This is a genomic window from Ensifer sp. GW821-FHT05G01 (genome assembly GCF_059419585.1).
This window is the reverse complement of the sequence record NZ_JBWKSC010000020.1, coordinates 1-24,494: the sequence shown is the minus strand read 5'-3', so window position 1 is coordinate 24,494 and position 24,494 is coordinate 1. Positions and strand designations below refer to the sequence as shown.

At 62.9% G+C, this 24,494-nt stretch carries 25 protein-coding genes; 11 read left to right on the top strand and 14 right to left on the bottom strand.

Translation table 11 applies throughout. The annotated features are described in order from the left end of the window. The first annotated feature begins 125 nt into the window (after positions 1-125). Entirely contained in the window at positions 126-1,139 is a 1,014-nt protein-coding gene (locus tag AC07UR_RS32735; protein WP_209793172.1) for a DUF2125 domain-containing protein, read from the top strand. Positions 1,140-1,241: 102 nt separating this feature from the next. On the opposite strand, the gene AC07UR_RS32730 is transcribed toward AC07UR_RS32735, so the two are convergent. The 3 genes from AC07UR_RS32730 to AC07UR_RS32720 form a co-directional block, all read right to left on the bottom strand. Continuing rightward, entirely contained in the window at positions 1,242-2,168 is a 927-nt protein-coding gene (locus tag AC07UR_RS32730) for a prephenate/arogenate dehydrogenase family protein (protein WP_173423519.1), read from the bottom strand. After that, positions 2,165-3,271, bottom strand: coding sequence for a histidinol-phosphate transaminase (gene hisC, locus AC07UR_RS32725; protein WP_209793173.1), 1,107 nt, complete (start codon positions 3,269-3,271; stop codon positions 2,165-2,167). The genes AC07UR_RS32730 and hisC overlap by 4 nt, the downstream gene beginning before the upstream one ends. A 91-nt stretch (positions 3,272-3,362) precedes the next feature. Continuing rightward, complete coding sequence (locus AC07UR_RS32720) at positions 3,363-4,127, bottom strand: class I SAM-dependent methyltransferase (protein ID WP_139353875.1); 765 nt, start codon at positions 4,125-4,127, stop codon at positions 3,363-3,365. A 171-nt stretch (positions 4,128-4,298) separates the two neighbouring features. Between AC07UR_RS32720 and gloB the strand changes: the two genes are divergently transcribed. Further along, on the top strand, positions 4,299-5,069 hold the full coding sequence (gene gloB / locus AC07UR_RS32715; protein WP_209793175.1) for a hydroxyacylglutathione hydrolase: 771 nt from the start codon (positions 4,299-4,301) through the stop codon (positions 5,067-5,069). Continuing rightward, positions 5,069-5,512 carry a cupin domain-containing protein gene (locus tag AC07UR_RS32710; protein ID WP_209793177.1) on the top strand — a complete coding sequence of 148 codons (444 nt, stop codon included), beginning with the start codon at positions 5,069-5,071 and terminating at the stop codon, positions 5,510-5,512. The genes gloB and AC07UR_RS32710 overlap by 1 nt, the downstream gene beginning before the upstream one ends. A 119-nt stretch (positions 5,513-5,631) precedes the next feature. Here the strand turns inward: AC07UR_RS32710 and yddG are convergent, their stop codons facing one another. Together yddG and AC07UR_RS32700 are read right to left on the bottom strand one after the other, a co-directional pair. Next, positions 5,632-6,522 (bottom strand): aromatic amino acid exporter YddG, encoded by an 891-nt coding sequence (gene yddG, locus AC07UR_RS32705; RefSeq protein ID WP_173423523.1) that lies wholly within the window; start codon positions 6,520-6,522, stop codon positions 5,632-5,634. Between the two features lie 97 nt (positions 6,523-6,619). Further along, positions 6,620-7,396 (bottom strand): DUF3108 domain-containing protein, encoded by a 777-nt coding sequence (locus AC07UR_RS32700; protein WP_173423524.1) that lies wholly within the window; start codon positions 7,394-7,396, stop codon positions 6,620-6,622. A gap of 390 nt (positions 7,397-7,786) precedes the next feature. On the opposite strand from AC07UR_RS32700, the gene rpmB reads away from it, so the two are divergent. Then, positions 7,787-8,083 carry a 50S ribosomal protein L28 gene (gene rpmB / locus AC07UR_RS32695; RefSeq protein ID WP_025424653.1) on the top strand — a complete coding sequence of 99 codons (297 nt, stop codon included), beginning with the start codon at positions 7,787-7,789 and terminating at the stop codon, positions 8,081-8,083. Between the two features lie 150 nt (positions 8,084-8,233). After that, complete coding sequence (locus tag AC07UR_RS32690) at positions 8,234-8,872, top strand: VUT family protein (protein WP_173423525.1); 639 nt, start codon at positions 8,234-8,236, stop codon at positions 8,870-8,872. 47 nt (positions 8,873-8,919) lie between these two features. On the opposite strand, the gene AC07UR_RS32685 is transcribed toward AC07UR_RS32690, so the two are convergent. From AC07UR_RS32685 to AC07UR_RS32670, 4 genes are all read right to left on the bottom strand, one after another. Then, positions 8,920-9,912, bottom strand: coding sequence for an esterase-like activity of phytase family protein (locus AC07UR_RS32685; RefSeq protein WP_209793178.1), 993 nt, complete (start codon positions 9,910-9,912; stop codon positions 8,920-8,922). A gap of 109 nt (positions 9,913-10,021) precedes the next feature. After that, positions 10,022-11,917, bottom strand: coding sequence for a cobaltochelatase subunit CobT (cobT, locus tag AC07UR_RS32680; RefSeq protein WP_209793181.1), 1,896 nt, complete (start codon positions 11,915-11,917; stop codon positions 10,022-10,024). A gap of 103 nt (positions 11,918-12,020) precedes the next feature. Next, positions 12,021-13,016 carry a cobaltochelatase subunit CobS gene (cobS, locus tag AC07UR_RS32675; RefSeq protein WP_077501023.1) on the bottom strand — a complete coding sequence of 332 codons (996 nt, stop codon included), beginning with the start codon at positions 13,014-13,016 and terminating at the stop codon, positions 12,021-12,023. Positions 13,017-13,089: 73 nt separating this feature from the next. Further along, complete coding sequence (locus tag AC07UR_RS32670) at positions 13,090-13,725, bottom strand: J domain-containing protein (protein WP_173423798.1); 636 nt, start codon at positions 13,723-13,725, stop codon at positions 13,090-13,092. A 143-nt stretch (positions 13,726-13,868) separates the two neighbouring features. Between AC07UR_RS32670 and AC07UR_RS32665 the strand changes: the two genes are divergently transcribed. Then, a complete protein-coding gene (locus tag AC07UR_RS32665; protein ID WP_025424659.1) occupies positions 13,869-14,150 on the top strand; it encodes a BolA family protein in 282 nt (93 codons plus the stop codon). Between the two features lies 1 nt (position 14,151). On the opposite strand, the gene AC07UR_RS32660 is transcribed toward AC07UR_RS32665, so the two are convergent. Genes AC07UR_RS32660 through AC07UR_RS32650 form a run of 3 tightly spaced genes read right to left on the bottom strand, consistent with a single transcriptional unit; the run spans position 14,152 to position 17,172 of the window. After that, complete coding sequence (locus AC07UR_RS32660; protein WP_209793184.1) at positions 14,152-15,459, bottom strand: HlyC/CorC family transporter; 1,308 nt, start codon at positions 15,457-15,459, stop codon at positions 14,152-14,154. Next, complete coding sequence (gene aroB, locus AC07UR_RS32655) at positions 15,456-16,589, bottom strand: 3-dehydroquinate synthase (RefSeq protein ID WP_209793186.1); 1,134 nt, start codon at positions 16,587-16,589, stop codon at positions 15,456-15,458. Before aroB ends, AC07UR_RS32660 begins: the two co-directional genes overlap by 4 nt. After that, the gene (locus AC07UR_RS32650; RefSeq protein ID WP_173423530.1) at positions 16,582-17,172 is read right to left on the bottom strand and encodes a shikimate kinase; all 591 of its coding nucleotides are present in this window, start codon (positions 17,170-17,172) and stop codon (positions 16,582-16,584) included. The genes aroB and AC07UR_RS32650 overlap by 8 nt, the downstream gene beginning before the upstream one ends. A 241-nt stretch (positions 17,173-17,413) precedes the next feature. Here AC07UR_RS32650 and AC07UR_RS32645 point away from each other — a divergent pair, with 241 nt between their 5' ends. The 5 genes from AC07UR_RS32645 to AC07UR_RS32625 all read left to right on the top strand — a co-directional run bounded on the left by AC07UR_RS32645 (position 17,414) and on the right by AC07UR_RS32625 (position 21,435). After that, positions 17,414-17,563, top strand: coding sequence for a hypothetical protein (locus AC07UR_RS32645; RefSeq protein ID WP_139353876.1), 150 nt, complete (start codon positions 17,414-17,416; stop codon positions 17,561-17,563). Then, complete coding sequence (xerD, locus tag AC07UR_RS32640) at positions 17,560-18,522, top strand: site-specific tyrosine recombinase XerD (protein WP_173423531.1); 963 nt, start codon at positions 17,560-17,562, stop codon at positions 18,520-18,522. Before AC07UR_RS32645 ends, xerD begins: the two co-directional genes overlap by 4 nt. Before the next feature lie 64 nt (positions 18,523-18,586). Continuing rightward, positions 18,587-19,540, top strand: coding sequence for an acetyl-CoA carboxylase carboxyltransferase subunit alpha (locus tag AC07UR_RS32635; RefSeq protein WP_173423532.1), 954 nt, complete (start codon positions 18,587-18,589; stop codon positions 19,538-19,540). Between the two features lie 213 nt (positions 19,541-19,753). After that, entirely contained in the window at positions 19,754-21,199 is a 1,446-nt protein-coding gene (locus tag AC07UR_RS32630; protein WP_209793189.1) for a L,D-transpeptidase family protein, read from the top strand. After that, positions 21,199-21,435, top strand: coding sequence for a sulfurtransferase TusA family protein (locus AC07UR_RS32625; protein WP_173423534.1), 237 nt, complete (start codon positions 21,199-21,201; stop codon positions 21,433-21,435). The genes AC07UR_RS32630 and AC07UR_RS32625 overlap by 1 nt, the downstream gene beginning before the upstream one ends. Before the next feature lie 115 nt (positions 21,436-21,550). Here the strand turns inward: AC07UR_RS32625 and AC07UR_RS32620 are convergent, their stop codons facing one another. Then, a complete protein-coding gene (locus tag AC07UR_RS32620; protein WP_209793191.1) occupies positions 21,551-22,876 on the bottom strand; it encodes an HlyD family type I secretion periplasmic adaptor subunit in 1,326 nt (441 codons plus the stop codon). Between the two features lie 46 nt (positions 22,877-22,922). Next, positions 22,923-24,494 (bottom strand): calcium-binding protein (locus AC07UR_RS32615; RefSeq protein WP_494700483.1); only part of this gene is annotated, 1,572 nt, incomplete at its 5' end.

Here is a 24,494-nt window from a genome sequence, read left to right as displayed (position 1 = left end):
GGCACAGCATCCCGGCACGGAAGAGACAAGTCGTCCCCGTGCATAGAATGAAAGATAATAAGCAGGATCGGCGGCGCCACCCGAAAGGCGGCCGCGGTCTCAAGTTTTGTGGAGTACGCGCTATCATGACCGCAACCGCAGTCGCCAATCCCTCGCCGGTCGCCCGCAAGTTCCGCTGGCTGATCGCCGGCATCGTAATCGTCTGTGCCGCCTACTCGGCCGGCTGGTTCGTCGTGGCCGACCAGGTCGAAAAGCGCCTGACGGCACACCTGGCAGACGGCCGGGCAAACGGGCTTGGCGGCGAATGCATCAACATGGATGTGCGCGGCTTCCCCTTCCGCATCGGCCTCTTCTGCGACAAGGTCAATCTCGACGACACTCGCCGCGGCGCCTCCGCCTCCTTCGGGGCGCTTCGCACGGCAGCCCAGGTCTACCAGCCCGGCCATGCGATCATCGAGCTCGACGGCCCGGCGGAACTGCGCGTGGCGCCCGACCTCAAAGTGTCGGCTGACTGGACGCTGCTGCATGCCAGCGTCCGCGCGACGCTCTCTGGGCTCGACCGCAGCTCGCTTACCTATGACAACCTGACCGGCACCGTGCGCCTTCCCGTGAGCGGCGACAGCTTCGGTTTCGGCGCAAGCCACGGCGAAGTGCATTTGCGCCGCAACGGCAACGACCTCGACGCAGCCTTGAGCGTCGACAAGCTCGATCTCCGCCCGGAAAACGGCGCGAGCTTCGCGCCGCCCGCCAACATCGCCGCCGACCTCACATTCGTCGACAAGGCAAGCTGGATGGGCTCGGGCATCCCGACGCCGGCCATGCTGCGCGGCAGCAAGGGGGAACTGCGCCAGATGACACTCGACCTCGGCTCCGGCATGAACGCCAAGCTGTCAGGTCCTTTCTCGGTCAACGACCAGGGGCTGATCTCCGGTGAACTTTCGCTGACGATGAGCAACATCGATGCCTGGCGGCAGAACCTCGTCACGCTCATCCCTGACGACGCGAATCTCGTCAACAACACCGCCAACATGCTGAAGGCCCTTGCCAACGGCAAGAACGAGGCGACGGTGAAGCTCAACGTGCGCGACGGCACCGCCTTCCTTGCCTTCATCCCGATCGGCGTGCTGCCGACGCTCTGATCAAGAGCGGCGCCTCCTGCGGCATTGACAGGAAGAGCAAGAATAGAAAAAGCCCGGGTCTTGGATCAAGTCCACCACCCGGGCTTTCTTGTGGCGCAATGACTATTTCTGGTCCATCGCGTGGCGGCCGAAGTCGGGCATGGCCGTATCCTGGCCGGCCTGAATGATCGAGCGGCGGATCGCGCGGGTGCGGGTGAAGAGATCGAACAGCTTGTCGCCGTCGCCCCAGCGGATCGCCCGCTGCAGATAGGCGAGGTCCTCGGAAAACCGCGACAGCATTTCCAGGATCGCATCCTTGTTGTGCAGGCAGACGTCGCGCCACATGGTCGGGTCGGATGCGGCAAGACGGGTGAAGTCACGGAAACCGGACGCGGAATACTTGATGACTTCGGATTCGGTCACCGCTTCCAGATCGTCCGCCGTGCCGACGATGTTGTAGGCGATGATGTGCGGCAGGTGCGAGACGATCGCTAAGACCTTGTCGTGATGCTCGGCATCCATTTCCTCGACCATCGAGCCGAGCGTTTCCCAGAACCGCCGCAGCCGGGCGATCGCTTCCTCGTCCTGGCCGGCGGGCGGCGTCAGGATGCACCAGCGGCCGCGGAAGAGGCCGACGAAGCCCGCGTCCGGACCGGAATGCTCGGTGCCGGCAATCGGATGGCCCGGCACGAAATGGACCGTGTCGGGCAGATGCGGCGCCATCTGGGCGATGACCGAACCCTTGGTCGATCCGACATCGGTGACGATCGCGCCCGGCTTCAGGTGGGCGGCGATTTCTTGAGCGACTGCACCCGACGCGCCGACCGGCACCGAGACGATGACGAGATCGGCACCGCGCACCGCGTCGGCAGCCGACAGCGTATAGCGGTCGCCAAGCCCAAGCTCTTCGGCCCGCGCAAGCGTCGCCTCGCTGCGGGTGGAAATCACCAGGGTCCCGGCGAGCTGCTTCTCGCGGATTTCCCGGGCAATCGATGAGCCGATGAGGCCGATGCCGATAAGCGCGATCGTTTCAAACTGCTGTGTCATCATTTCCGTCCCATGAAATCTGTCAGTGCCGCGATCACGCCCTCATTGGCCTCCTGCGAGCCGATGGTCATGCGCAAGGCATTGGGAAAGCCGTAGGCTGCAACCGCGCGCAGGATGTAGCCGCGAGCGGTGAGGAACGTGTCCGCGTCGATCGCGCGCTTGCCGTCCTCGTCCGGGAAGTGGATGAGCACGAAATTGGTCACCGATGGCGTTAGCGTGAGGCCGAGCGCCTCCAGCGCGCGGCTGACGTGCTCCAGCCAGGTCAGGTTATGGTCCACGGCTTTAGCGACGAAGGCCTGATCGCGCACGGCAGCGGCACCGGCTGCGATCGATACCGCACTGAGGTTGAACGGCCCGCGCACCCGGTCGACCGCGTCGATCACTTCGGGAGGCGCGTACATCCAGCCGATGCGCAGGCCGGCAAGCCCGTAAATCTTGGAGAAAGTGCGGGTCATGACGACGTTGCGGTTGGCCGACACCAGTTCGAGCCCGGCCGCATAATCGTTACGGCGAACATATTCGGCATAGGCAGCATCGAGCACCAGAAGCACGCCCTCGGGCAGGCCCGCATGCAGGCGGCGGACTTCGTCGACCGGGATATAGGTGCCGGTCGGGTTCGCGGGATTGGCGAGGAAGACCATCTTCGTGCGCTCGGTCACGGCAGCGAGGATCGCGTCGACGTCGACCGTCGCATTCCGTTCCTTGACCGTAACGGGTATGCCGCCGGCGGCGGTGATCTGGATCTTGTAGACCAGGAACCCGTGCTCGGTGATAACGCCCTCGTCGCCGGGCGCAAGGTATGTGTGGCAGAGCAGGCCGAGCAATTCGTCGGAACCGTTGCCGCACAGGATGTTTGCCGGATTGAGCCCATGCACGGCGCCGATCGCCTCGCGCAGCGCCCGCGCCTGACCGTCGGGGTAGCGCTCCAGATTGAAGGCGGCCGCCTGGAAGGCTTCGATCGCGCTCGGGCTCGCGCCGAGCGGCGTCTCGTTGGAGGAGAGCTTGTGAACCTTGGCGACACCGGGGGCATGCTCCTTGCCGGGCACATAGGCGGCAATATCCAGAATGCCGGGGCGCGGCTGCGGGCTCTTGGAGGCAAGGCTCATGGGGTCAGCTTTCAAGGCAGGAAAGAAGGCCAAGCCAATACCGGCGCAATCGGGATTTGTCGAGGGTCGGCAGGCCCTGTGAGGGCAGCGATCACGACTGAGCGCGAGGCCGGTCCCGGGTGCTTGGGATACCCTGCGGGGCCAGCACCGGCACGAACACGCGGCGTGATGCGCGCGCAGCGACCGGCAGGCCCTGATAGAGCCGTTTCTGTGCCTCGACCACGATCACCCCTGAGAAGACAGGCCACAGCGACCGACCGAGCCGCTCGAAGCCGCGGCGCAAGCGCAGGATCATCTTCAGCTTCGATGGCGGGAAGAACAGCGCCTCCGCCGAGGCGCCGGGCGTAAAGTTCGTCTCACGCAGGAGCGCCGTCAGCTGGCTGCGCGAATAGGGCCGGCCGGAGCCGAAGGGCGTATGCTCCATGCGCGCCCAGACGCCGCGACGGTTGGGCACGACGATGACGAGCCGCCCACCCGGCGCCAACACCCGCCAGATCTCCTTCATCGTCTCGCGCGGGCTTTCGGCAAATTCCAGCGAATGCACCATCAGCACCCGGTCAATCGACGAATCGGGCAGCGGCAGCTCCTCGTCGAACACCAGCGCCGTCGAAGACAGCTCGGCAACCGGCCAGTTCACCGCGCCCTGCCCCGCCGGCATGAAGGCGAAGGTACGCTCCGTGTCCTTCCGGAAGCGCTCGAGATAAGGCACGGCATAGCCGAGGCCGACGAGCCGCTCCTCCGGCAGCCGCGCCCAGACGGACGACAGCGCCATGGTCACGGACTGTTCCGCCATGCGGCCCAGTTCGGAGTGGTAGAATTCGCGGAGGTCGACGATATCGGTGTGCATGCGCAACATGTTAGCCTTGAAGCGGTAGACTTCAAGGCAAGCCTCGCTACATTCGACGGTAGTCCCAGCTGCGCCGCGCTATTGAGAGCGTCAAAGCGCGCGGCCGCGTTAAACGCGCCGGATGATTTTCGTCGATCCGATCGAACATCATCCGGCGGAAACCCGATCGGAAGATTTGCCATGGCCGCACTCGAACTCGACCTCTTTCTTTGCCGTACCGACAATTTCGGCGTTCTGGTGCATGACCTCGCAAGCGGCGCCACTGCGTCGATCGATGCGCCTGAGGAGCAGCCGATCCTGGAGGCGCTGGAGCGACGGGGCTGGACGCTCACCCACATCCTCACCACGCACCACCATGGCGACCATGTAGCGGCCAACGTGGCGCTCAAGGATCGTTTCGGCGCCACCATCATCGGCCCGGCGGCAGAAGCGTCCAGTATCCCCGGCATCGATAAAAGCGTGCGCCACGGCGAGCGCTTCGACTTTGCCGGCCACCCGGTCGACGTCATCGAGACGCCTGGCCACACCGCTGGCCATATCTGTTTCCACCTCCCCGAGGACAAGCTGCTCTTTGCCGCCGACACGCTGTTTGCGCTCGGTTGCGGCCGCCTGTTCGAGGGAACGCCGGAGACGATGTGGCAATCGCTCAGCCGCCTTCTCGCCCTGCCCGACGACACAACCGTCTATTTCGGCCACGAATACACATTGTCGAACGCCCATTTCGCCGTGACCATCGATCCCGATAATGCCGAACTGAAGGCGCGTGCCGCCGAAATCGAGGAAACGCGTTGCGATGGCGGCTTTACCGCGCCGACGACCATCGGCCTTGAAAAGCGTACCAACCCGTTCCTGCGCGCCGCAGACCCGAAGATCCGTGCCCGTCTCAGCATGGAAGGCGCTGCCGACGCGGCTGTCTTTGCCGAGATCCGCAAGCGCAAGGATAACTTCTGATGACGGCCGACAACGAGCTGACACCTGCCGCCATCATCGAGATCCTCGGGCTGACCCGCCATCCCGAGGGCGGCTGGTATGTTCAGACCTTCCGTGACGGCAATGGTGGGCCGCGTGGCCACTCGACGGCGATATACTACCTGTTGGAGCGCGGCGAACGCTCGCACTGGCATCGGGTGCGCGATGCAGCTGAGATCTGGCATCACTATGCTGGTGCGCCGCTGGAGCTCAGCATCGCAGCCGACGGCGCGCCGGCAACGGTGCTGCGCCTCGGTCCCGGCATTCTGGACGGCGAGCGCCCACAGGGGCTGGTGCCGCCCAACTGGTGGCAATCGGCCGTCTCGCTCGGCGACTGGACGTTGGTCGGCTGCACCGTGGCGCCGGGCTTCGATTTCTCGGTCTTCGAGATGGCGGCCCCCGACTGGGCACCGCCTGAGACTTAAAGCGCGTCGCGATCTTTCAGATTCACTTGGCGCGCTTTAAGTTCTTGCTTTTGCGCATGTCGTTGTCGCAAAACCGCGGCACACTTTTGCGCGACATGCTTTGATCCAACGAGCCCGTTTTACTCCGCCGGCTGCGCCGCCGCTCGCCCCTTGCGAAAGATCATGTCCTTGGCGGCCAGCACGGCACCACCGGTGACGAAGAGGCATGCGGCGGCAATGCGCCAAGATGGCTCGGCAAAGCCGAACAGGATGAGGATCAACGTCGACAGAACCGGTGCTGCGTAGCTGGCAACGCCGAGCAGTTGGATATTGCCGTTCTTGACGCCGAAGTCCCAGGCATAAAAGGCAGCCCCCACCGGCAGCAGCCCGAGACCGGCAACCGCCAGCCACTCGAATGTCGTTGCCGGCCACACCGTCGTCTCCAGGCCGAGATGACACAGGAACGAGAGCAGCGACGTCGCCAAGCAAAAGCCGGTGACGACGTCGGTCGAGACCGCTTCGAAGCGGCGCGTCAGAAGCGAATAGCCTGACCACGTGAAGGCGCACAGCAACGCGGCGCCGTAGCCCATGAGATAGGCGTCGTCAAAGGCGATGCCGTTGCGGGCGATGATCATGATCGTACCCATCAGGCCCGAACACGCGCCAGCGACATGATACCAGCGCAGCCGCTCGCCCGGCAGAAGAGCTGAGCCGACAACGATCAATAGCGGCCAGAGATAGGCAATCAGGCCCGCCTCGACGGCCGGTGCGTTGCGAAGCGCGGTAAAGTAGAGAAAATGATAGCCGAAAAGACCGGCGATGCCGGTGATCCACACCTTGGCCGGCTGCTTCAGCAGCGCAAGGCGCTCTGGCTTCAGCGCGAGAACGATCAAACCCGGAATGCTGCCGATAAGGAAACAGATCGCCGACAACTGGAACGGCGGCATCTTGCCGGACGCTGCGGTAAACAGCGCCAGAAGCGACCACATCAAAATCGCGGTCGCACCGATCAACGTCGCCTTGAATTTCATGTCTTATCCCCTGTGCGGCTCCTTGGCGAAAGCCGGCGCGGATAAAATCACGACTCGCCGAAAAATGTTAGTGCCCGGTCGCCACCGACTGGTGGTTTCAACCGCCGAATCGCGTGGCCGAAACCGTCACCGGACCAAGCTTGGTCGGTATGCGAACATAGACCGGCGCATAGACATCGACGGCGTCCGACTTGGCAAACCAGATTTCCATGGTCTGCAGACGCTTGAGATACTCGACGTCCTCGCGCCCCTTCTTGTAGCCCGCCCTTGGAACGAAGCGGATGCCGCAGACGATCGCCTCGCCGTCGAAGCCCTTGGTCTTGAACGGCCTGGTTCCTTTCGCCGACAGCTTGATGTCGAGACGCGATTCGCCATCGAAGATCGGCAGCGTGTTGGGGCAGACGCGAGCCTTGCCCGGAATGATCAGGCCGGACAGCGGGTCGAGCACGTTGCGCATGTCGCGGGAGGTCACCGGCACCCAGTTCTTCGGTAGCGGCGTGCGCTTCGGTGTCATGCTGGCATGCACGACGTTGCCGTTGGCATAGGTGACATTGATCGCCCGGCCCTTCTTGCCGCTGCGATAGGACATCGAATATTCGTTTGCGCGCAGATGGTCGCGGCCGATGACGCCCGAAACACGGGTCTGGCCCGATGTCCGACTGAAGATGTCGACGAGACCGGCCGAATGCAGTGTTCCTGAAATGGTGTAGCGATTCTTTTCCAGGGCCGTATGGAATGACGCTCTCGCAAGCGGCAATCCGGCAAGCGAAATGCTGTAATCGGTCTGATGCTCGATGTCCGCAGCAAGCGATGCTGTGGAAAACAATGCCGCCGACAAAAGCGCTACCGCGCGAGAACCGATGCGCAACTTCATACCCTAAGAGATCCATCACTCAAATGTCGTCGCAATGCCTTGGAATGCAGGTCGTTTGCGGCTTTTCTACGCCTTTTCCGGGAGATCCGGCCGCCGGGGCCAAAGCCGCGCCAAGGACTTCTTCTGCATCCACAGGACAACAGATAGCGCATCACGAATGGGCTTGGAATGGCCATCGCGAAGCATTAGTGTGGCCGCTATCAAGCCTGCCTGATGCAGAAACAGCCGCAAGAAACCGCGGTTTTCCGAGAATGCAAGAGGTTTGGCTTGACGGGCGGGCTGTCTCTGACTATAGAACCGCAACTTTCCAATAATGGCCAACAGGAACGCGGCCTGGGCTCTGGGCCCGCTACCGCATCGTCCGGCGGCGATAAAGAGAATAGGTGTACCATGTCCCGTAGTTGCGAATTGACCGGCAAGGGCGTCCAGTCGGGCAACAATGTCAGCCACGCCAACAACAAGACCAAGCGCAAGTTCCTTCCGAACCTGTGCAACGTCACGCTGATTTCCGATGCTCTCGGCCAGCGCTTCCGTCTGCGCGTTTCCGCAGCCGCTCTTCGCTCGGTTGAACACCGTGGCGGCCTCGACGCTTTCCTCGTGAAGGCTGACGAGAACGAGCTGAGCATGCGCGCTCGCCTGCTGCGCCGTCAGATCGTCAAGAAGAACGCTGAAGCTGCCGCCGCTTAATCGGCGTTAGCGTCTGTCTTCGACACGACTTTAAAAAGGCTTGCGGGTTTATCCGGCAAGCCTTTTTCTCGTGTGTAATTTGCAGATTTCATCGGCCAGGCGTCCAGCCCTGGCTTCCGCGCAACTGGTGGCATCTCCCAGGATAAAAAAATGCTTATCAACCGCACGTTCTTTGTCTACGTCGCACTCATGACCCTGGTGGTCGTTGCGTCGAACTTCCTCGTTCAGTACCCGCTGCCAGGCTCGATCGCCGGCATGCAGCTCGGCGATCTCCTGACCTGGGGCGCCTTCAGCTATCCCTTCGCCTTCCTCGTCACCGACCTGACCAACCGCCATTTCGGCCCGCGCATTGCGCGTCGTGTCGTCGTCGTCGGCTTCCTCGTGGCGATCGTCCTTTCCTTCTTCGCCGCCACGCCGCGCATCGCGATTGCCTCCGGCTCCGCTTTCCTGTTCGGCCAGCTGCTGGATATCTCGGTGTTCAACCGGCTCCGCCGCCAGAGCTGGTGGCAGGCGCCGCTGGCGGGCTCGCTGATCGGCTCGGCGCTCGACACGGCGATGTTCTTCTCCTTCGCCTTCGCGCCGTTCTTCGTGTTCTTCGGACCGAACGACAGCTTTGCCTTGGAGACGGCGCCCCTGCTCGGCATTCTTGCCACAGAGGCCCCGCGCTGGATCTCCTGGGCGCTCGGCGACCTCTCGGTGAAGATCCTCTGTGGCATCGTGATGTTGCTGCCCTATGGCGCGCTAATGAGCGTGATCAAGCCCATGCCTGCGGGCAAGGCCGCGGCCTGATCCATCTCAGACAGCTGAATTGACGACGGGGCCGATTGGCCCCGTTTTCATTTGATCAGCCGGAATTCCAGCATGAGATTGCGCTCGAGGATCGAGTGGTTGTCGTCGGAAACGACGATGACCCTGATATCACCGTCAAGGCCAGCGACCACGTCGAGGCCCTCCATATTGTCGATCTGATAGCCCATGTCGGCTTCGAGAATGACGTCGCCGTCGACCACGGCGCCTGGCCGGATGGTGGCACCGGGAATGCGGCGGATGCGCATGCCGAGCCCGGAGGCGAAGTTGAACCGCCGCTCCAGGAGCAGGAGATCGCCATCGGGCAGGAAAGCGCCGTCGGTGACGGCGTAGGGTTCTGTGCGAACAACTGCGAAGGCGCCCTTCATCGGCCCGTCGAGAATGCCGGCCAGCAGATTGTCCGCCTTGTCGACGCTGCGCTCCGACACCGTGACGGCAGCGCCGCCGAGCGGACTGTCAGCCGGTGAAACGGCCACGGTTTCGAGCCCGCCATTGCTGCGCAGTTCGGTTGCCGGAAACGGCAACGGCACGCTGCCGACTGGCCCCGAAACGGAAAACCCGGGGTCCGGGTAGATATCGATGCGGTGGGACTGCTCGTAGCTGACGATCACTTCGCCTTCGCGTAGCGCCAGACCCTCCGAATCCACCTTCCACTTTTCCAGCCCGACCGCGCCGCTCCTGTCGGCCATCGGCGTCGCCGTCAGGTCCGTCAGGCCGGAAAGCTTGCCGGCGGCGTCGCGGGTCACGGCCCCTTCGAGCCAATGACCAGTATCCATGACTGCAACAAAAGAGGCTCCATCCGGACGGAAGCGGATCGCCGAGACGGCGCCGAACAGCGCATTGGACGACGTCATCTCCAGGCCGCCGATGAACTCCAGCTGGCCAAACCGCGTCTGGCTGGAACCAACCTTGAAAGCATCGATCTGCCGACTGCGGATCGGCAGCGTCTCGCTGTCGCTGGCAGCCATAGCCGGACAGGCCGACGCCAGCAGGCAAAGAACGAGGAGGCCGCGACCAAGCATATGGGGGAGTTCCTTCGGCGGGCAGGAAAGGCAGGGAGGGAACGACAAGCGTGCCGCCGTCTTCTGGGATGAACGGGGCGGCTACAAGTCGCCCCGGTTTCGTAAGCGATTATCCTGCGCGGCGAGCTCGCCCGGGACGGCGGCGCATGCTTTCGTCTTCGAACAGATCGGCAAGCTGCTCGGTCATCGCGCCGGCCAGCTCGTCGGCATCGACGATCGTCACGGCCCGGCGGTAGTAGCGCGTCACGTCGTGACCGATGCCGATCGCCAGGAGTTCGACCGGCGAGCGCGTCTCGATCTGCTCGATGACGGCGCGCAGATGCCGCTCGAGATAGTTGCCCGGGTTGACCGACAGCGTCGAGTCGTCGACCGGCGCGCCATCCGAAATCATCATCAGGATGCGGCGTTGTTCGCGCCGCGCCATCAGCCGCTCATGCGCCCAGATCAGCGCCTCGCCGTCGATGTTCTCCTTGAGCAGTCCCTCGCGCATCATCAGCCCGAGATTGCGGCGCGCACGCCGCCATGGCGCATCGGCCGACTTGTAGATGATGTGGCGCAGGTCGTTGAGGCGGCCCGGCGACTGCGGCTTGCCGCCAGCCAGCCACTTCTCGCGCGATTGCCCACCCTTCCACGCCTTGGTGGTAAAGCCGAGGATCTCGACCTTGACGCCGCAACGCTCGAGCGTGCGCGCCAGAATGTCGGCGCAGGTCGCCGCAACCGTGATCGGCCGGCCCCGCATGGATCCGGAATTGTCGATCAGGAGGGTCACGACCGTATCGCGGAAATTGGTGTCCTTCTCGCGCTTGAACGACAGCGGCTGCATCGGGTCGATGACGATGCGCTGCAGGCGGGCGCTGTCGAGATAGCCCTCCTCCAGGTCGAACTCCCACGAGCGGTTCTGCTGCGCCATCAGGCGGCGTTGCAGGCGGTTGGCGAGCCGGCCGACCGCGCCCTGGAGGTGGGAGAGCTGCTTGTCGAGGAAGGCGCGCAGGCGGTCGAGTTCCGCCTCGTCGCACAGCTCTTCGGAAGCGATGGTCTCGTCGAACTCGCGGGTGAAGACGGTGTAGTCGACTTTTTCGTTGAAGTCGGCAAAGGGCTGGTTCGGGCGCTTGACCTCGCCTGGTGTCTCGCTGTCCTCGTCGCCCTCGTCCTGCAGGTCGTCGTCGGAAATCTCCGCGCCGTCCATCTCGCCTTCTTCCATCTGCTCTTCGGCAGCCTGGTTCTCGTCGGCAGGAGCGGCGTCGTCGCCGGCTTCCTCGTCGCTGGCGTTCTCGTCCTGCTCCTGGCTGCGCGGCTGATCCTCGTCGGTCTCGCTTTCCTGCTCGTCCGGCTCGATGTCATCGTCACCGTATTTCTCGGCCACATCCATCGATGTCAGCATGTCGCGCACGACACGGGCGAAGGCCTGCTGGTCGTTGAGCGTCGACGACAGGTTCTTGATGTCGCCGGCGGCCTTCTCCTCGATGAAGTCGCGCCAGAGATCGAGCACCTTGCCGGCGGATGCCGGCGGCTTCTCACCGGTCAGCTTTTCACGCACCAGAAGCGCAACGGCCTCGCCGAGCGGTGCATCCGCCTGCTTGCTGATCGCGCCGAAATTGGCCTTCGAATATTTCTCTTCGAGCATCGAGCTCAGGTTCTTGGCAACACCTTCCATGCGCAGCGAGCCGATCGCCTCGACACGCGCCTGCTCGACAGCGTCGAAGATCACCCGCGCATCGGCACCCTGCGGCGACATCGTCGCGTGGATGCGCGCATCATGACAGGCCTTGCGCAGCGCCATGCTGTCGCCAAGCCCTCGCGTCACGGCGAGTTCCTGCCGCGTCGGACGCTTCGATATTTCAGGCAGGCGGATGCGCTCACCGGTGATCCCCGGCCGCTCGTTGGCGAAGGCCACCTCCACCTCGGCATCGCCAGCAATCGATCGGATGCAGCCGGAAAGCGCCCGCTTGAACGGTTCGGCGGCATTTTCACGCGTGGTCGGCTTTGCCTTGGAGTTCGAGCTCACGACAGTCCCTTCTTCAGCCAGAGGCGATGATACCCCGGCGGGATATCATCGAGTTTGCCACAAAGTCACAGGTCGCCTTCCCTGGGGGAAGGCGACCCATGGATCAGGCGGTGGCTTCAAGCACGATGTTGGCGGCGCTCTCCTTGAGCTCGACGCCGAAGGCGCGCTGGTAATGCTCGGCGACCAGCGCCCGCTCCAGCTCGTCGCACTTGTTGAGGAAGGTTACGCGGAAGGCAAACGCGATATCGCCGAAGATGTAAGCGTTCTCGGCCCAGGTAATGACCGTACGCGGGCTCATGACCGTCGAAAGGTCGCCGTTGATGAAGGCGGCGCGGGTAAGATCCGCGACGCGCACCATCTTGGAAACGGTCTCGCGGCCCTTGTCGGCCGTAAAGCCCTTGACCTTGGCAGCGACGATGTCGACTTCCTTGTCATGCGGCAGGTAGTTGAGCGTCGTGACGATCGACCAGCGGTCCATCTGCGCCTGGTTGATCTGCTGCGTGCCGTGGTAGAGGCCGGTGGTGTCGCCGAGGCCGACCGTGTTGGCGGTCGCAAACAGGCGGAACGCCGGGTGCGGGCGAATGACGCGGCTCTGGTCGAGCAGCGTCAGGCGGCCGGAAGATTCCAGCACGCGCTGGATGACGAACATCACGTCCGGACGGCCGGCGTCGTACTCGTCGAAGACGAGCGCGACATTGTGCTGGTAGGCCCAAGGCAGAATGCCGTCCTTGAACTCGGTGACCTGCATGCCGTCCTTGACGACGATCGCATCCTTGCCGACGAGGTCGATACGGCTGACATGGCTGTCGAGGTTGACGCGCACGCACGGCCAGTTGAGGCGCGCTGCGACCTGCTCGATGTGGGTGGATTTACCGGTACCGTGATAGCCCGAGACCATCACGCGTCGGTTATGGGCAAAGCCTGCAAGAATGGCGAGCGTGGTTTCGCGGTCGAAGAGGTAGTCAGGGTCAAGGTCCGGCACATAGGCGTCAGCCTTCGAATAGGCGGGAACGCGCAAATCCGTATCAATGCCAAAAACCTCCCGAACCGAGACGGTCGTGTCGGGGAGGTTGGAAATGTCGAGGTCAATCTTGCTCATCATGTCTCCAGAGCGGCCACCGGCGGCACCCGCGCATTCGCCTGCAAAAGTGCTTCTGTAATAATCCGCGTTGTTAGCAGAAACCAGCCTGTTTTAACAATTGGTAGGCCTGAATTACTGCACGAAAACGCTCCTCCGATCCCCTGTCTCCGCCATTGGCATCAGGGTGATGTTTCTTGACCAGCTCCTTGTACGCCGCCTTGATATCGCTGGCGGTCGCCGACGCGCCAAGGCCGAGCGTTTCATAGGCCTTGGCTTCGAGCGTTTTCAGCTTGCGCTGGCGCGGCTCTGGACGACCGGCACGCGCCTTCGCCTCGCTGACGAAGCCGAAGGGATCGCGCATGCGCGCCTGCGCCCCGGCGGAGCCCGAACGGGTCTGCGACTGGGTCGGACCATTCTTGGCGTTCTTGTTGACGCCGACGGTCCAGGTCGGGCGATGTCCCGTTATCGCTTCCTTCTGGTAGCGCGCGACCTCGCTATCGGAGAGACCGGAGAAAAAATTGTAACCCTTGTTGTATTCCTTCACATGCTCGAAGCAGAACATGAAGTATTGCCCCTCGGCGTTGCGGCCGACGGGTGCACGATGAACGCCGTTCTTGTCGCAGCCGTCCCATTGACAGGTGGGAGCGGTAGGCTCAGCGCGCGGCTCGACCTTGCGCCGTGTCCGAATGCGATCGAAGTATTTTGAATCGAGTCTCATGGCGCTCATTATGGGGCTTGGCCGGAGCCACAACAAGAATTGACAAACCGGAATGTTGCTGGCTTTGTGCGGGCCTTTTGCGCCGCCGAGGCAGCATCGCCGGACCCGCACGAAACAAGGGCGTCCAGCAACCAAGGAAATGGGACGGAAGAATGTCGCTCAGGGATACGATCGAACAGAAACTGACCGAAGCCTTCCATCCCGAACGGCTGGCCGTGATCAACGAGAGCCACCTGCATGCGGGCCACCAACCGGATTTCGACGGCGGCGGTGAAACCCATATGCGCGTCCGCATCGTTGCCGACGCCTTTGCCGGCATGAGCCGGGTGGCGCGCCACCGCGCCATCAACGACCTCCTAAAGCCCGAACTGGATGCCGGCCTGCATGCGCTGGCCGTCGAGCCGGCAGCGCCGGGCGAGCCGACGCGCTGGTAGATCAGGCGATCGGCGTCTGGTCGTCAGCCGGGCGGATCCTCAATTTCGTGATCCGGTTCTTCACCCGCTTCATCACGATGAAGCGCTTGCCGTGGAAGGTGAAGGCCTGGCGTTCCTCCGGAATGCTTTTCGATTCGTGGATCACCAGACCTGCAACCGTCGTCGCCTCTTCGTCGGGCAGCGACCAGTCGAGCGCGCGGTTGAGATCGCGGATAGGCACCGAGCCATCGACCACGATCGAGCCGTCCGCCTCCTGGCGAACACCCTGGATGTCGAGGTCGTGCTCGTCGGCGATATCGCCGACGATCTCCTCCAGAATGTCCTCGAGCGTTACCAGTCCCTGAACCTGGCCATATTCGTCAACGACGATGGCAAGGTGCAGCTTGCGACGCAGGAAGGCGTTGAGCTGATCCTTGAGATTGGTCGTGTCGGGAACAAACCACGGCTTTTGTGCGATCTTGACGATATCGAGATTTTCCGGCTCGACATCCGGTTCGGCAAGCGCGCGCAGAAGGTCCTTGGAATGCACCACCCCGATGATGTTGTCGGCAGCACCGCGCCACAGCGGCAGCCGCGTGAACGGGCTCTGCAGGATCTCGCGCACACAGATCTCCGGCGGATCGTCGGCATTGATCGCCCGCATGTTGGTGCGGTGGATCATGATGTCGGAGATTTCGAGTTCGCCGAGATCGAGCACGCCGCCAAGACGATCCCTATCGGCCTTGATCACCGACCCCTCACGGTGCAGCAAGTCGACCGCGCCACGCAACTCGTCATGCGCCGATAGCATCGACATCTCGGACGAAAGGTTGACGCCGAAAAGCGAAAGGATGCGGCGCACGATGCCGTTGACGAGGCTCGAAATCGGGCCGGCCACGGCAACGAACAACCGAACCGGAGCAGCCACGGCGAGCGCGAAGCGGTCCGGCGAGGCGATCGCCCAGCTCTTCGGCAGCACTTCGGAAAAGATCACCAGCAGCACCGTCATGACGACGGTGGCGATCGCCACGCCCGAATTGCCGAACAGGCCGATCAGCAGGCTCGTCGTCAGCGACGAGGCGAGAATGTTGACGAGATTGTTGCCGATCAACAGAGCGCCGATCAGCCGGTCGCGCCGCTCGATCAGCCGGTTGACGATACCAGCCCGCTCATCCCCATTGTTTTCGAGCGAATGCATGCGCGAGCGCGAGGCAGCCGTCAACGCTGTTTCGGAGCCGGAAAAGAAGGCGGAAAACAACAAGAGACAGAAGACCGCGGCAATCGACAGCCAGTATTCGCCAAGAAACGCCAGGAAGGCTTCGCCAGTCATTGCGGACGCTTTTCCCGAAGGAAGCTCAGGACCTCGGAGGCCGGCACGTCGTCGGCGACGAAGGACCGGCCGATGCCGCGGGTCAGGATGAACGTCAGCTTGCCGCCCTTGACCTTCTTGTCCTGGGCAATCGCGTCCATCAGCTTTTCGGCCGGCGGCAGGCTGCCCGGGATTTCGTCCATGCGCGTCGGCAAGCCGACGGCGCGCAAATGCGCTTCCACACGGGTCGCATCGTCGGCGCTCGCAAGGTTCATGCGCGTCGAAAACTGATGCGCCAGCACCATGCCGATCGAAACGCCTTCGCCATGCACCAGACGTGCGCTGTCGTATTCGGTGGCAGCCTCGAGCGCGTGGCCGAAGGTGTGCCCGAGATTAAGCAGCGCCCTGAGGCCGTTTTCGCGCTCGTCCGCCGCCACGACATCGGCCTTGGCCTGGCAGCTGACGGCAATCGCCTCGATGCGAGCCGCACCGCCGGAAAACACCGCCTGCCAGTTTTCTTCCAGCCAGGCGAAGAAGTCCGGCTTGTCGATCAGCCCGTATTTCGCGACTTCGGCGTAGCCGGCGCGGAACTCGCGCTCACTCAGCGTGTCCAGCACATCTGTGTCGGCCAGTACCAGATCCGGTTGATGGAAGACGCCGATCAGGTTCTTGCCGTGCGGCGAATTGATGCCGGTCTTGCCGCCAACCGAGGAATCCACCTGCGCCAGCAACGATGTCGGGATCTGGATGAAACGCGAGCCGCGACGAACGATGCCGGCCGCAAAGCCGGTGAGGTCGCCGATGACGCCGCCGCCAAGGGCGATCACCGCGTCGTTGCGCTCGATCCGGGCGCCGAGGATGGCCTCGCAGGCAGGAATGAGATGCTCGAAGCTTTTGGTCTTTTCGCCGGCGGGCAACACCAGCGACACGGCCTCGATATCGCTCTGCTTGAGGCTTGCCATCAGCGGTTCGAGATAGCGAGGGCCGACATTCTCGTCGGTGATGACGGCGACCTTGCGCCCCTTGAGGCGCGATGCGATCTCGTTGCCGGCAGCCGCGATCAGCCCCGGGCCGATCAGGATGTCATAGGAACGATCGCCGAGATCGACACGCACCTTGCGTTCGGCAGCAGGCATCACATGGTTATTCATCGTTGGGCACTTTCCGGAAATCTATGACGGCGGTGAGAACATCCTCCACCATCGTCTCCTTGTTCACATCGCGGGACATCACCGTCAGATCGGCTTCGGCATAGATCGGATAGCGAGCGCGCATCAGGTTTTCGAGCGTCTGTTTGGGGTTCTCGGTCTTCAAGAGCGGTCGGGTGTCGCGCTTGTTGACCCGCTCCCACAGCACGTCGAGTTCCGCATTGAGCCAGATCGTCAGGCCGCCGCGCTTGATCTGGCGCCGTGATCGCTCGTTGATATAGGCGCCGCCGCCGGTCGAAACGACGCGAGGTCCGGTGCGCAGCAGGCGCTTCAAAACGCGCGTTTCCAGCGCCCTGAACTCGTCCTCGCCATAACGGGCAAAGAGATCGCTGATCGTCATGCGTGAGACGCGCTCGATCTCGTGGTCGGAATCGACGAAGGGTATGCCGAGCGCCTGCGCGGTCAGCCGGCCGATCGCCGATTTTCCGGCACCCATCAGGCCGATGAAAACGAGATTGCGTTTACCGAGTGCAAGCTTCGCCCGTTCGGCAAGCGTCGCGGAAACCGGTTCGATCACGTCGTTCATTGGACTTCTTGTTCCCCATTCCCTTCCGGTATCGACAAATCGGGGTGGAGCGTCAAGCCGTCGCGGCCCTCCGTGCAAGCTTCTTGAACTTGGCGAAAGGGGCGTTCATATAGATTGGGCATCCGCCAACGGGCCACGTGTCCATCCAGACGCGCAACAGGCTGCCGCAGCACATTCAACGGCTGCATGATTTTATACCTGGATTCGCTCCGGTTTAAGCAACCATGCAGAGGAGACTGAAATGCCCACCCTCTTCCGGTTCCTGTTTTTCTGCGGCGTCATCGCCGGGCTGGTCTATGGCACGATGATCGCGCTCGTCACCTTCGTCGAGCCGGTCGAGCGGAATGTGACCGTGAAGATCCCCTCCGAGCGGGTCAACAAGACACAATGAGCGACCTTTCCGCGGCACATGTCGAGGCCTTCCTCGAAATGATGAGCGCCGAACGCGGCGCCGCCGTCAACACGCTGCAATCTTACGAGCGCGACCTGGAAGACGCGTTATCCCACATGCGCAGTCGAGGAACGGGCCTGACGGGTGCGGTGACCGACGATCTCCGGCATTATCTCGCCCATCTCGCCGGCCAGGGTTTCAAGCCCTCTTCACAGGCCCGCCGGCTGTCGGCGCTCCGGCAATTCTACAAATTCCTCTATGCCGAAGGTCTGCGCGGCGACGACCCGACCGGCATTCTCGATGCGCCGAAGAAAGGCAGAAGCCTGCCGAAGACGCTGAGCATTGACGACGTATCGCGACTGATCGGTCAGGCAGAGAGCGAAGCCGCGGCAACGACGGGCGGTCCGGAGCGGCTGTCCAGGCTGCGCATGCATGCGTTGATGGAACTCCTCTACGCCACCGGCATGCGCGTCAGCGAATTGGTGTCGCTGCCTGCAAGCGTGCTTGCCCAGGACGGGCGTTTTCTCGTCATCCGCGGCAAAGGCAATAAGGAGCGGCTTGTGCCCTTGTCGCAGGCAGCAATCCGCGCGATGCGCACGTACGGTTCGGCTCTGGCTGAAGAGTTTGCGAAAGCGGACAAGGGCGAGCGCGAAAGCCCGTGGCTGTTTCCGTCATCGGCAAAGGCAGGGTTTCTTCCCCGCCAGGTCTTTGCCCGGGACCTGAAATCGCTGGCATCGCGCGCCGGCATCCGCGTGGCGACGATCTCGCCGCATGTGCTGCGCCATGCCTTCGCCAGCCACCTGCTTGCCAACGGCGCCGACCTTCGTGCCGTGCAGGAACTGTTGGGTCATTCGGACATTTCCACGACACAAATCTATACACATGTTCTGGAAGAACGGCTGCACGACCTCGTGCAAAACCATCACCCTCTTGCCAAACAGGCGAAAAAACAGGATTAGGACCGCCGGGCAGGCTGGTTTCGGCCGGCAGATCCTTGTCGCAAAACGATCGGAAACGCATCTCATGCACAACTATCTCGATTTCGAAAAACCAATCTCCGACCTCGAAGGCAAGATTCTCGAACTGAAGAAGCTCGCCGGCGAAGACGAGAGTGTGAACACTTCGGATGAGGTCGAACGGCTCGAGACACGGGTCCGCGATGCGATGGCCGAGATCTATTCGAAGCTGACGCCGTGGCAGAAGACCCAGGTCGCCCGCCACCCCTCGCGCCCGCATTTCCTCGATTATTCGGCAGAGCTCTTCACCGAGTTCACACCGCTTGCCGGCGACCGCAACTATGGCAACGACGAGGCCATCCAGGCCGGGCTTGCGCGCTTTCGCGGCATGCCGGTCGCCGTCCTCGGCCAGGAAAAGGGCAGCGATACTAAGTCGCGCATCAAGCACAATTTCGGCAGCCCGCGCCCTGAAGGCTACCGCAAGGCGATCCGCATCATGGAAATGGCCGACCGCTTCGGCCTGCCGCTGATCACGCTGATCGACACCGCCGGTGCCTATCCCGGCGTCGGCGCGGAAGAACGCGGCCAGGCGGAAGCCATCGCCCGTTCGACGGAAATGTGCCTGAACGTGCGCGTCCCGATCGTCACCGTCGTCATCGGCGAAGGCGGCTCCGGCGGCGCGATCGCGATCGCCACCGGCAACCGCGTCTACATGCTCGAGCATGCCATCTACAGCGTCATCTCGCCGGAAGGGGCCGCCTCGATCCTCTGGCGCGATTCGACCCGCGCCAAGGAAGCCGCCAGCAACATGAAGATCACATCTGAAGATCTGAAGGCGCTGGGTGTGATCGACGGCATCATTCCCGAGCCCGTCGGCGGCGCGCACCGCGATCCGCAGTCGGTCATCGCCCGCACCGGAACGGTGATCGCCGATGCGCTGAAGGAACTGTCCGGACGCAATGGCGACGAACTGCGCACAGATCGCCGACAAAAGTACCTCAATATCGGCCGGAACCTCTGATTCCCGGCGATTGTTCGCCAGAGAATTCGCAACCGCAAATCGGACTGTGGCCAAACCTTGGCCATATTCGTGGCGTCATGAACAACTGTCTGTGCAGGGCGCCCTGCAAGGTTAAGAATTCGTGAAGTATAATGGCTTACTGATTCCCTAAGAGCCCTTCCCCGTCGGACGCGGCTCGCACTGACGAGTTTTGGTTTGAACGGGCTTTCGCTGATGCGCTTGAGAAACCTTGTAGCCACCGCCACTGTTGCCGCTCTGCTTGCGGGCTGCACCAACGATGCCCTGGATACGGCGACGGTCGATCTTTCGACCGTCAAGAACAAGACCGAGTACCAGCTTTCCAGCAAGATGGCCGCCAAGATGAGCGAGCTCGGGATGCAAAAGACAGCCCCGATCGCGCTGCGCATCTTCAAGGAAGAAGGCACGCTCGAAGTCTGGAAGGCCAATACCTCCAACCGCTTCCAGTTGCTGAAAAGCTACAAGATCTGTGCCTGGTCGGGCAAGCTCGGCCCGAAGGTGAAGGAAGGCGATCGTCAGGCCCCGGAAGGCTTCTATCCGCTGTTCCCGCAGCAGCTGAACCCCAATTCGAAGTACTACCTGGCGATCAACACCGGCTACCCCAACACCTATGACCGCGCCAACGGCCGGCAGGGTACGCATCTGATGATCCACGGCGCCTGTTCGTCGTCCGGCTGCTACTCGATGACCGACGAGCAGATGATCGAGATTTTCGCGATGGCGCGTGACGCCTTCAAGGGCGGGCAGCAGAGCGTCCAGCTGCAGGCATTCCCCTTCCGCATGACCGCCGAGAACATGGCGCGTCATCGCAACAATCCGAACATCGAATTCTGGAACATGCTGAAGGTCGGCTACGATCAGTTCGAAGTCACCAAGCGTCCTCCGGAAATCAATGTCTGCGAGAAGAAATACGTCTTCAACCAGCAGGGCAGCGGCGCATTCAATCCGGGCGGAACATGCCCTGCCATGTCGACCCCACCCGCGCTTCAGATGGCCATGTCGACCTTCGAAAAAGGCTACAAGCTCGACTACGACAAGGCCATGAAGAAGTATGACGGCATGGTCTGGTATGAGCCGAGCGAGGCCGAGCGCAAGGCTATCGTCGCCAAGCAGCGCGCCGGCCGCGAGCTTGCCTACGCACCGACCGGCAACTCGATCGATGCCGGCAAGCTGATGAAGGCGAGCGACCTCGAAAAGAAGCTGGCCGAACAGAAGGAAGCCGAAGAAACCAAGGTGGCTGTCGAGATCCAGAAGAAGGAACTCGAAAAAGCAACCAAGGGCGGCACCCATGTGCCGGTTCCCGCCGCCAATCCTGTCCCCCAGCCGGTGCTGCAGGCAGCCGTCGAACAGCCGGCCAAGAACTCCTTCTGGAACCTGTTCTCCAAGAGCGAACCGGCAGAACAGGCGCAGCTCACACAACCGCCCCCTGAACTGCAGGCAGCCGTGCAGCCACAGGCGCAACCTGCCGGAGCAGCGGCAAAACAGACCCGCTCAGTCGCAGCCCCGCAGAAGGCACAGCCTGAAGTGACCGCCGTGGCCGCGGCAAATGCCGAAGTCACCGTTGCGCCGACGACCGAAGCGCCGGTCGCCGTAGAAGAGCCGCCGAAGAAGCGGCCGTTCTGGAAGATCTGGGGCAATTGATGCCTGAGGAAGCAAAGACGGTCTACGACCTCAGGGGGCTTAAGTGCCCCCTTCCCGTTTTGAAGGCCCGCAAGCGCATCGCCTCCATGGCCGCAGGCGCGCTGCTCGAGATCGAAACGACCGATCCGATGGCAGTCATCGACATCCCGCATTTCTGCCGGGAAGACGGCCATAGCCTCGAGGCCGCCTCGCCTGCCGACGGCGGTCATCGCTTCCTGATCCGCAAGGGCGGCTGAAGCACACAGCGCCTACGTCTCTCATCCAAGCCGATGGCGTCCGCACGTCAAAGAACAGGGATGAAGCCGGATTATCGGCTTCATCCCCGCGGTCCGCGCTTTACCAAACGCGCCCTCATTCCTCGCGGAAGGCTCTGAGCATCTGGTCGGAGAATGGTTTTGTGAGGTACGAGATCGCGGTTCTCTCGTCGGTCTGGACGAACACTTCGACGGGCATTCCGGGCATGAGCTTGCGGCCGCCGAGCTTGTCGAGCGGTTCGGTGATTTCGACGGTTGCGAGATAGAACGGCTGTCCGGTGTTGCGGTCGAGCGTGGTGGCAGCGGCAATGACGTCGATGCGGCCGTCAAGCTCGGGGGTCGTTCGCTGGTTGAAGACGGTAAAGCGCATGCGGCTCTTCTGGCCGGGCGCGATGCGGTCGATATCGACGGGCGGGATGCGGATCTCGACCGTCAGGTCCTCGCCCTCGGGCACGATCGACATGGCGGTGGCGCCGGGCGCGATGATGCCGCCGATGGTGTGGATCTGCAGGTCGTAGACGAGACCGTCGACGGGGGCACGCACTTCCATGCGCGACAGCCGGTCCTTGGCCGCCACCGCCCGTTCGGTCAGTTCGGCGATCTTGGCCTCGAGCCCGACGATCTGCCCTTGCGTTTCCTTGCGGTTGTTCTGGTCGATCGACATCAGCTTGATGCGCAGCTCACTGATCTGGCCGAGCGCCTCGGCGATGCGCGCCAGCAGTTCCCCCTTGGAACCATCGATGCGGGCCATCTGGCGCAACAGGTCGCGATGTTCGGAGACCGGCACCAGGCCGCTCTTCAGAAGCGTCTCGAGCTTGGAGATCTCCTTCTCGACGATCTCTTTCTCCTTGTCGCTGGAGCCAGTCTGGGCCTTCAGCCCGCGGATCTGTTCCTCGAACTGGCCGATCTGCAGCCGCATCTGCTCTTCCTGGCTGGTGATCATCCGACGATTGGCCTCGAACAGCTTCACTTCGCTCGTTTTCAGCACGTCCGGAATATCGAGCTCGCCGAAGGAGACGGTGGCGTCGCCGTCGCGTTCGGCCGTCAGCCGGGCGCGCATGGCGTAGAACTGCTGCAGCTGGCCGCGCACGATCGACAGCTCGACCCGGGTCTGTGTCTCGTCGAGCTGCAGCAGCACGTCGCCCTTCCTGACATGGGTGCCGTTCTTGACGGGGATGGCCGAGACGATGCCGCCGTCGCGGTGCTGGATCAGCTTGACCTGCTGGGAAACGGCGACCTGGCCCTGGGTGATGACGGCACCCGAGAGCTTCGCCTGGGCGGCCCAGCCGCCGATGCCGAACACCAGCGTTGCGGCAAAGATCGCCGACACAGCGATGCGCGAGGTGATGCCGAACTGCGGCTTCTCGGCCGGCTTGCCGGCAGCTGTGGCGCCATTGGTTGCGGGGTTGTCCGTGGTGTTCATGGTCTTCTTCTCCCGATAACGCGTGACAATTGAGTTTTGTGGTCGTTCAGACGGTGTCTCTCGGCTGGTCGGCCGGGCTTTCGGTTGCCGCCAGGATAAAATCCTGTTCGGTAAGCTCGTGGCGGCCGGCGATCAGGAATTGCAGATCCTCGTCGCGCTCGAGGTCGACGACGGCGCGAACGACAGTGCGCTCGCCGTCGGCAAAGGCTTCGTGATAGAAGGTGATCTGGTGCACCGGCGGTGCTTGCCCATCCTCCAGCAGTCCGCCGAAGACGAGCCCGCCGATGGCTTCGGCGATCTTCGACAGGTCGACGCGATCGCCGACCTGGAAGTCGCGGATCTCGTCGCGACCGCTGCCGTCATTGGCGAGCGCCGCGGTCGTGCGGAAGACGAAGATGTCGGCGCCTTCGCCGCCGGCGAGGAAGTTGACGGCATTGCCGGCGACGAGCACATCGTCGCCCTTGCCGCCGACAGCGCCTTCGACCGAGGTCAACAGGTCCGAGCCGATCTCAACCCCTTCGGCCGTCCCGCGGTCGAGGTCGATCACCACCGCACGCGTCGCTGCCGAAGCGTCGTAGGTGTCGATCGCCTCGTTGCCATCGATACGGTCGTCGCCATCGTCGCCGCTCGCCTCCGGCGCGATCACCACCAGGAAGGTATCATTGCCGGTGTTGCCTTCGAGCTCGTCGTCCCCGGCTCCGCCGACGAGAATGTCGTCGCCGCCGCGGCCGCGCAGCCTATCGTTACCCTCGCCACCCGACAGGATATTGTTGCCGGCGCCACCCGACAGCCGGTCGCCGCCGTTCCCGCCGACGATGATGTCGAAGCCGTCGATCAGGTCCGAACCGATCTCCTCACCTTCGGCAATGCCGGCCTCGATATCGGCGAGCACGGCCTGCACCAGCGCCGACATGTCGAGCGTATCGATGCCGTCCCCACCCGAATAACTGTCATTGCCGTCATTGCCGGCACCTTCGGCCACCACGACGATAACCGTGTCATTGCCTTGGCCGCCGGTGACGGTATCGTCGCCCTGGCCGCCGGCCAGCGTGTCGTCGCCGGCGCGGCCGTCGATGACATCGTCGCCGTCATTGCCGATGAGGGTGTTGTTCTGGCTGTCACCCGAAAGCTGGTCGTCACCCGAGCCGGCGATCACGGTCTCGATGCTGTCGACGGTGTCCGAACCGATCTCGTCGCCCGTCGCCGTTCCCTCTTCAAGGTCGACGACGATGCTCTCGGTGGTGGCACTGGCATCGAGCGTGTCGTAGCCTGAGCCGCCATTATAGCTATCATTGCCATCAGTCGCCTCACCCGGCGCGCAGGCCGGAGCCTCGACGACAATGGTATCATCACCGGCTCCACCGGAGACGACATCGTCGCCCTGGCCGCCAGCGAGAATGTCGTCGCCGGCACGGCCATCGATGACATCGTTGCCGTCATTGCCGACCAACGTGTTGCAGGCGGCATCGCCGGAAAGCTGGTCATCACCGGAACCAGCGATCACGGTCTCGATGCTGTCGACGGTGTCGGAGCCGATCTCCTCGCCTGTCGCCGTTCCCTGTTCGAGATCGACAACAATGGTCTCGGTGGTGGCGCTGGCATCGAGCGTATCGGTTCC

Excerpts from the sequence above, each read along its gene's own strand:
- aroB (WP_209793186.1), bottom strand. The coding sequence starts at position 16,589 with ATGAATAACCATGTGATGCCTGCTGCCGAACGCAAGGTGCGTGTCGAT.
- AC07UR_RS32690 (WP_173423525.1), top strand. The coding sequence starts at position 8,234 with ATGCTTATCAACCGCACGTTCTTTGTCTACGTCGCACTCATGACCCTG.
- AC07UR_RS32660 (WP_209793184.1), bottom strand. The coding sequence starts at position 15,459 with ATGACTGGCGAAGCCTTCCTGGCGTTTCTTGGCGAATACTGGCTGTCG.
- AC07UR_RS32630 (WP_209793189.1), top strand. The coding sequence starts at position 19,754 with ATGCGCTTGAGAAACCTTGTAGCCACCGCCACTGTTGCCGCTCTGCTT.
- AC07UR_RS32670 (WP_173423798.1), bottom strand. The coding sequence starts at position 13,725 with ATGAGCGCCATGAGACTCGATTCAAAATACTTCGATCGCATTCGGACA.
- AC07UR_RS32645 (WP_139353876.1), top strand. The coding sequence starts at position 17,414 with ATGCCCACCCTCTTCCGGTTCCTGTTTTTCTGCGGCGTCATCGCCGGG.
- AC07UR_RS32665 (WP_025424659.1), top strand. The coding sequence starts at position 13,869 with ATGTCGCTCAGGGATACGATCGAACAGAAACTGACCGAAGCCTTCCAT.
- xerD (WP_173423531.1), top strand. The coding sequence starts at position 17,560 with ATGAGCGACCTTTCCGCGGCACATGTCGAGGCCTTCCTCGAAATGATG.
- AC07UR_RS32710 (WP_209793177.1), top strand. The coding sequence starts at position 5,069 with ATGACGGCCGACAACGAGCTGACACCTGCCGCCATCATCGAGATCCTC.
- AC07UR_RS32635 (WP_173423532.1), top strand. The coding sequence starts at position 18,587 with ATGCACAACTATCTCGATTTCGAAAAACCAATCTCCGACCTCGAAGGC.
- rpmB (WP_025424653.1), top strand. The coding sequence starts at position 7,787 with ATGTCCCGTAGTTGCGAATTGACCGGCAAGGGCGTCCAGTCGGGCAAC.
- AC07UR_RS32700 (WP_173423524.1), bottom strand. The coding sequence starts at position 7,396 with ATGAAGTTGCGCATCGGTTCTCGCGCGGTAGCGCTTTTGTCGGCGGCA.
- hisC (WP_209793173.1), bottom strand. The coding sequence starts at position 3,271 with ATGAGCCTTGCCTCCAAGAGCCCGCAGCCGCGCCCCGGCATTCTGGAT.
- yddG (WP_173423523.1), bottom strand. The coding sequence starts at position 6,522 with ATGAAATTCAAGGCGACGTTGATCGGTGCGACCGCGATTTTGATGTGG.
- AC07UR_RS32685 (WP_209793178.1), bottom strand. The coding sequence starts at position 9,912 with ATGCTTGGTCGCGGCCTCCTCGTTCTTTGCCTGCTGGCGTCGGCCTGT.
- AC07UR_RS32720 (WP_139353875.1), bottom strand. The coding sequence starts at position 4,127 with ATGTTGCGCATGCACACCGATATCGTCGACCTCCGCGAATTCTACCAC.
- gloB (WP_209793175.1), top strand. The coding sequence starts at position 4,299 with ATGGCCGCACTCGAACTCGACCTCTTTCTTTGCCGTACCGACAATTTC.
- AC07UR_RS32625 (WP_173423534.1), top strand. The coding sequence starts at position 21,199 with ATGCCTGAGGAAGCAAAGACGGTCTACGACCTCAGGGGGCTTAAGTGC.
- cobS (WP_077501023.1), bottom strand. The coding sequence starts at position 13,016 with ATGAGCAAGATTGACCTCGACATTTCCAACCTCCCCGACACGACCGTC.
- AC07UR_RS32650 (WP_173423530.1), bottom strand. The coding sequence starts at position 17,172 with ATGAACGACGTGATCGAACCGGTTTCCGCGACGCTTGCCGAACGGGCG.
- AC07UR_RS32735 (WP_209793172.1), top strand. The coding sequence starts at position 126 with ATGACCGCAACCGCAGTCGCCAATCCCTCGCCGGTCGCCCGCAAGTTC.
- AC07UR_RS32730 (WP_173423519.1), bottom strand. The coding sequence starts at position 2,168 with ATGATGACACAGCAGTTTGAAACGATCGCGCTTATCGGCATCGGCCTC.
- AC07UR_RS32620 (WP_209793191.1), bottom strand. The coding sequence starts at position 22,876 with ATGAACACCACGGACAACCCCGCAACCAATGGCGCCACAGCTGCCGGC.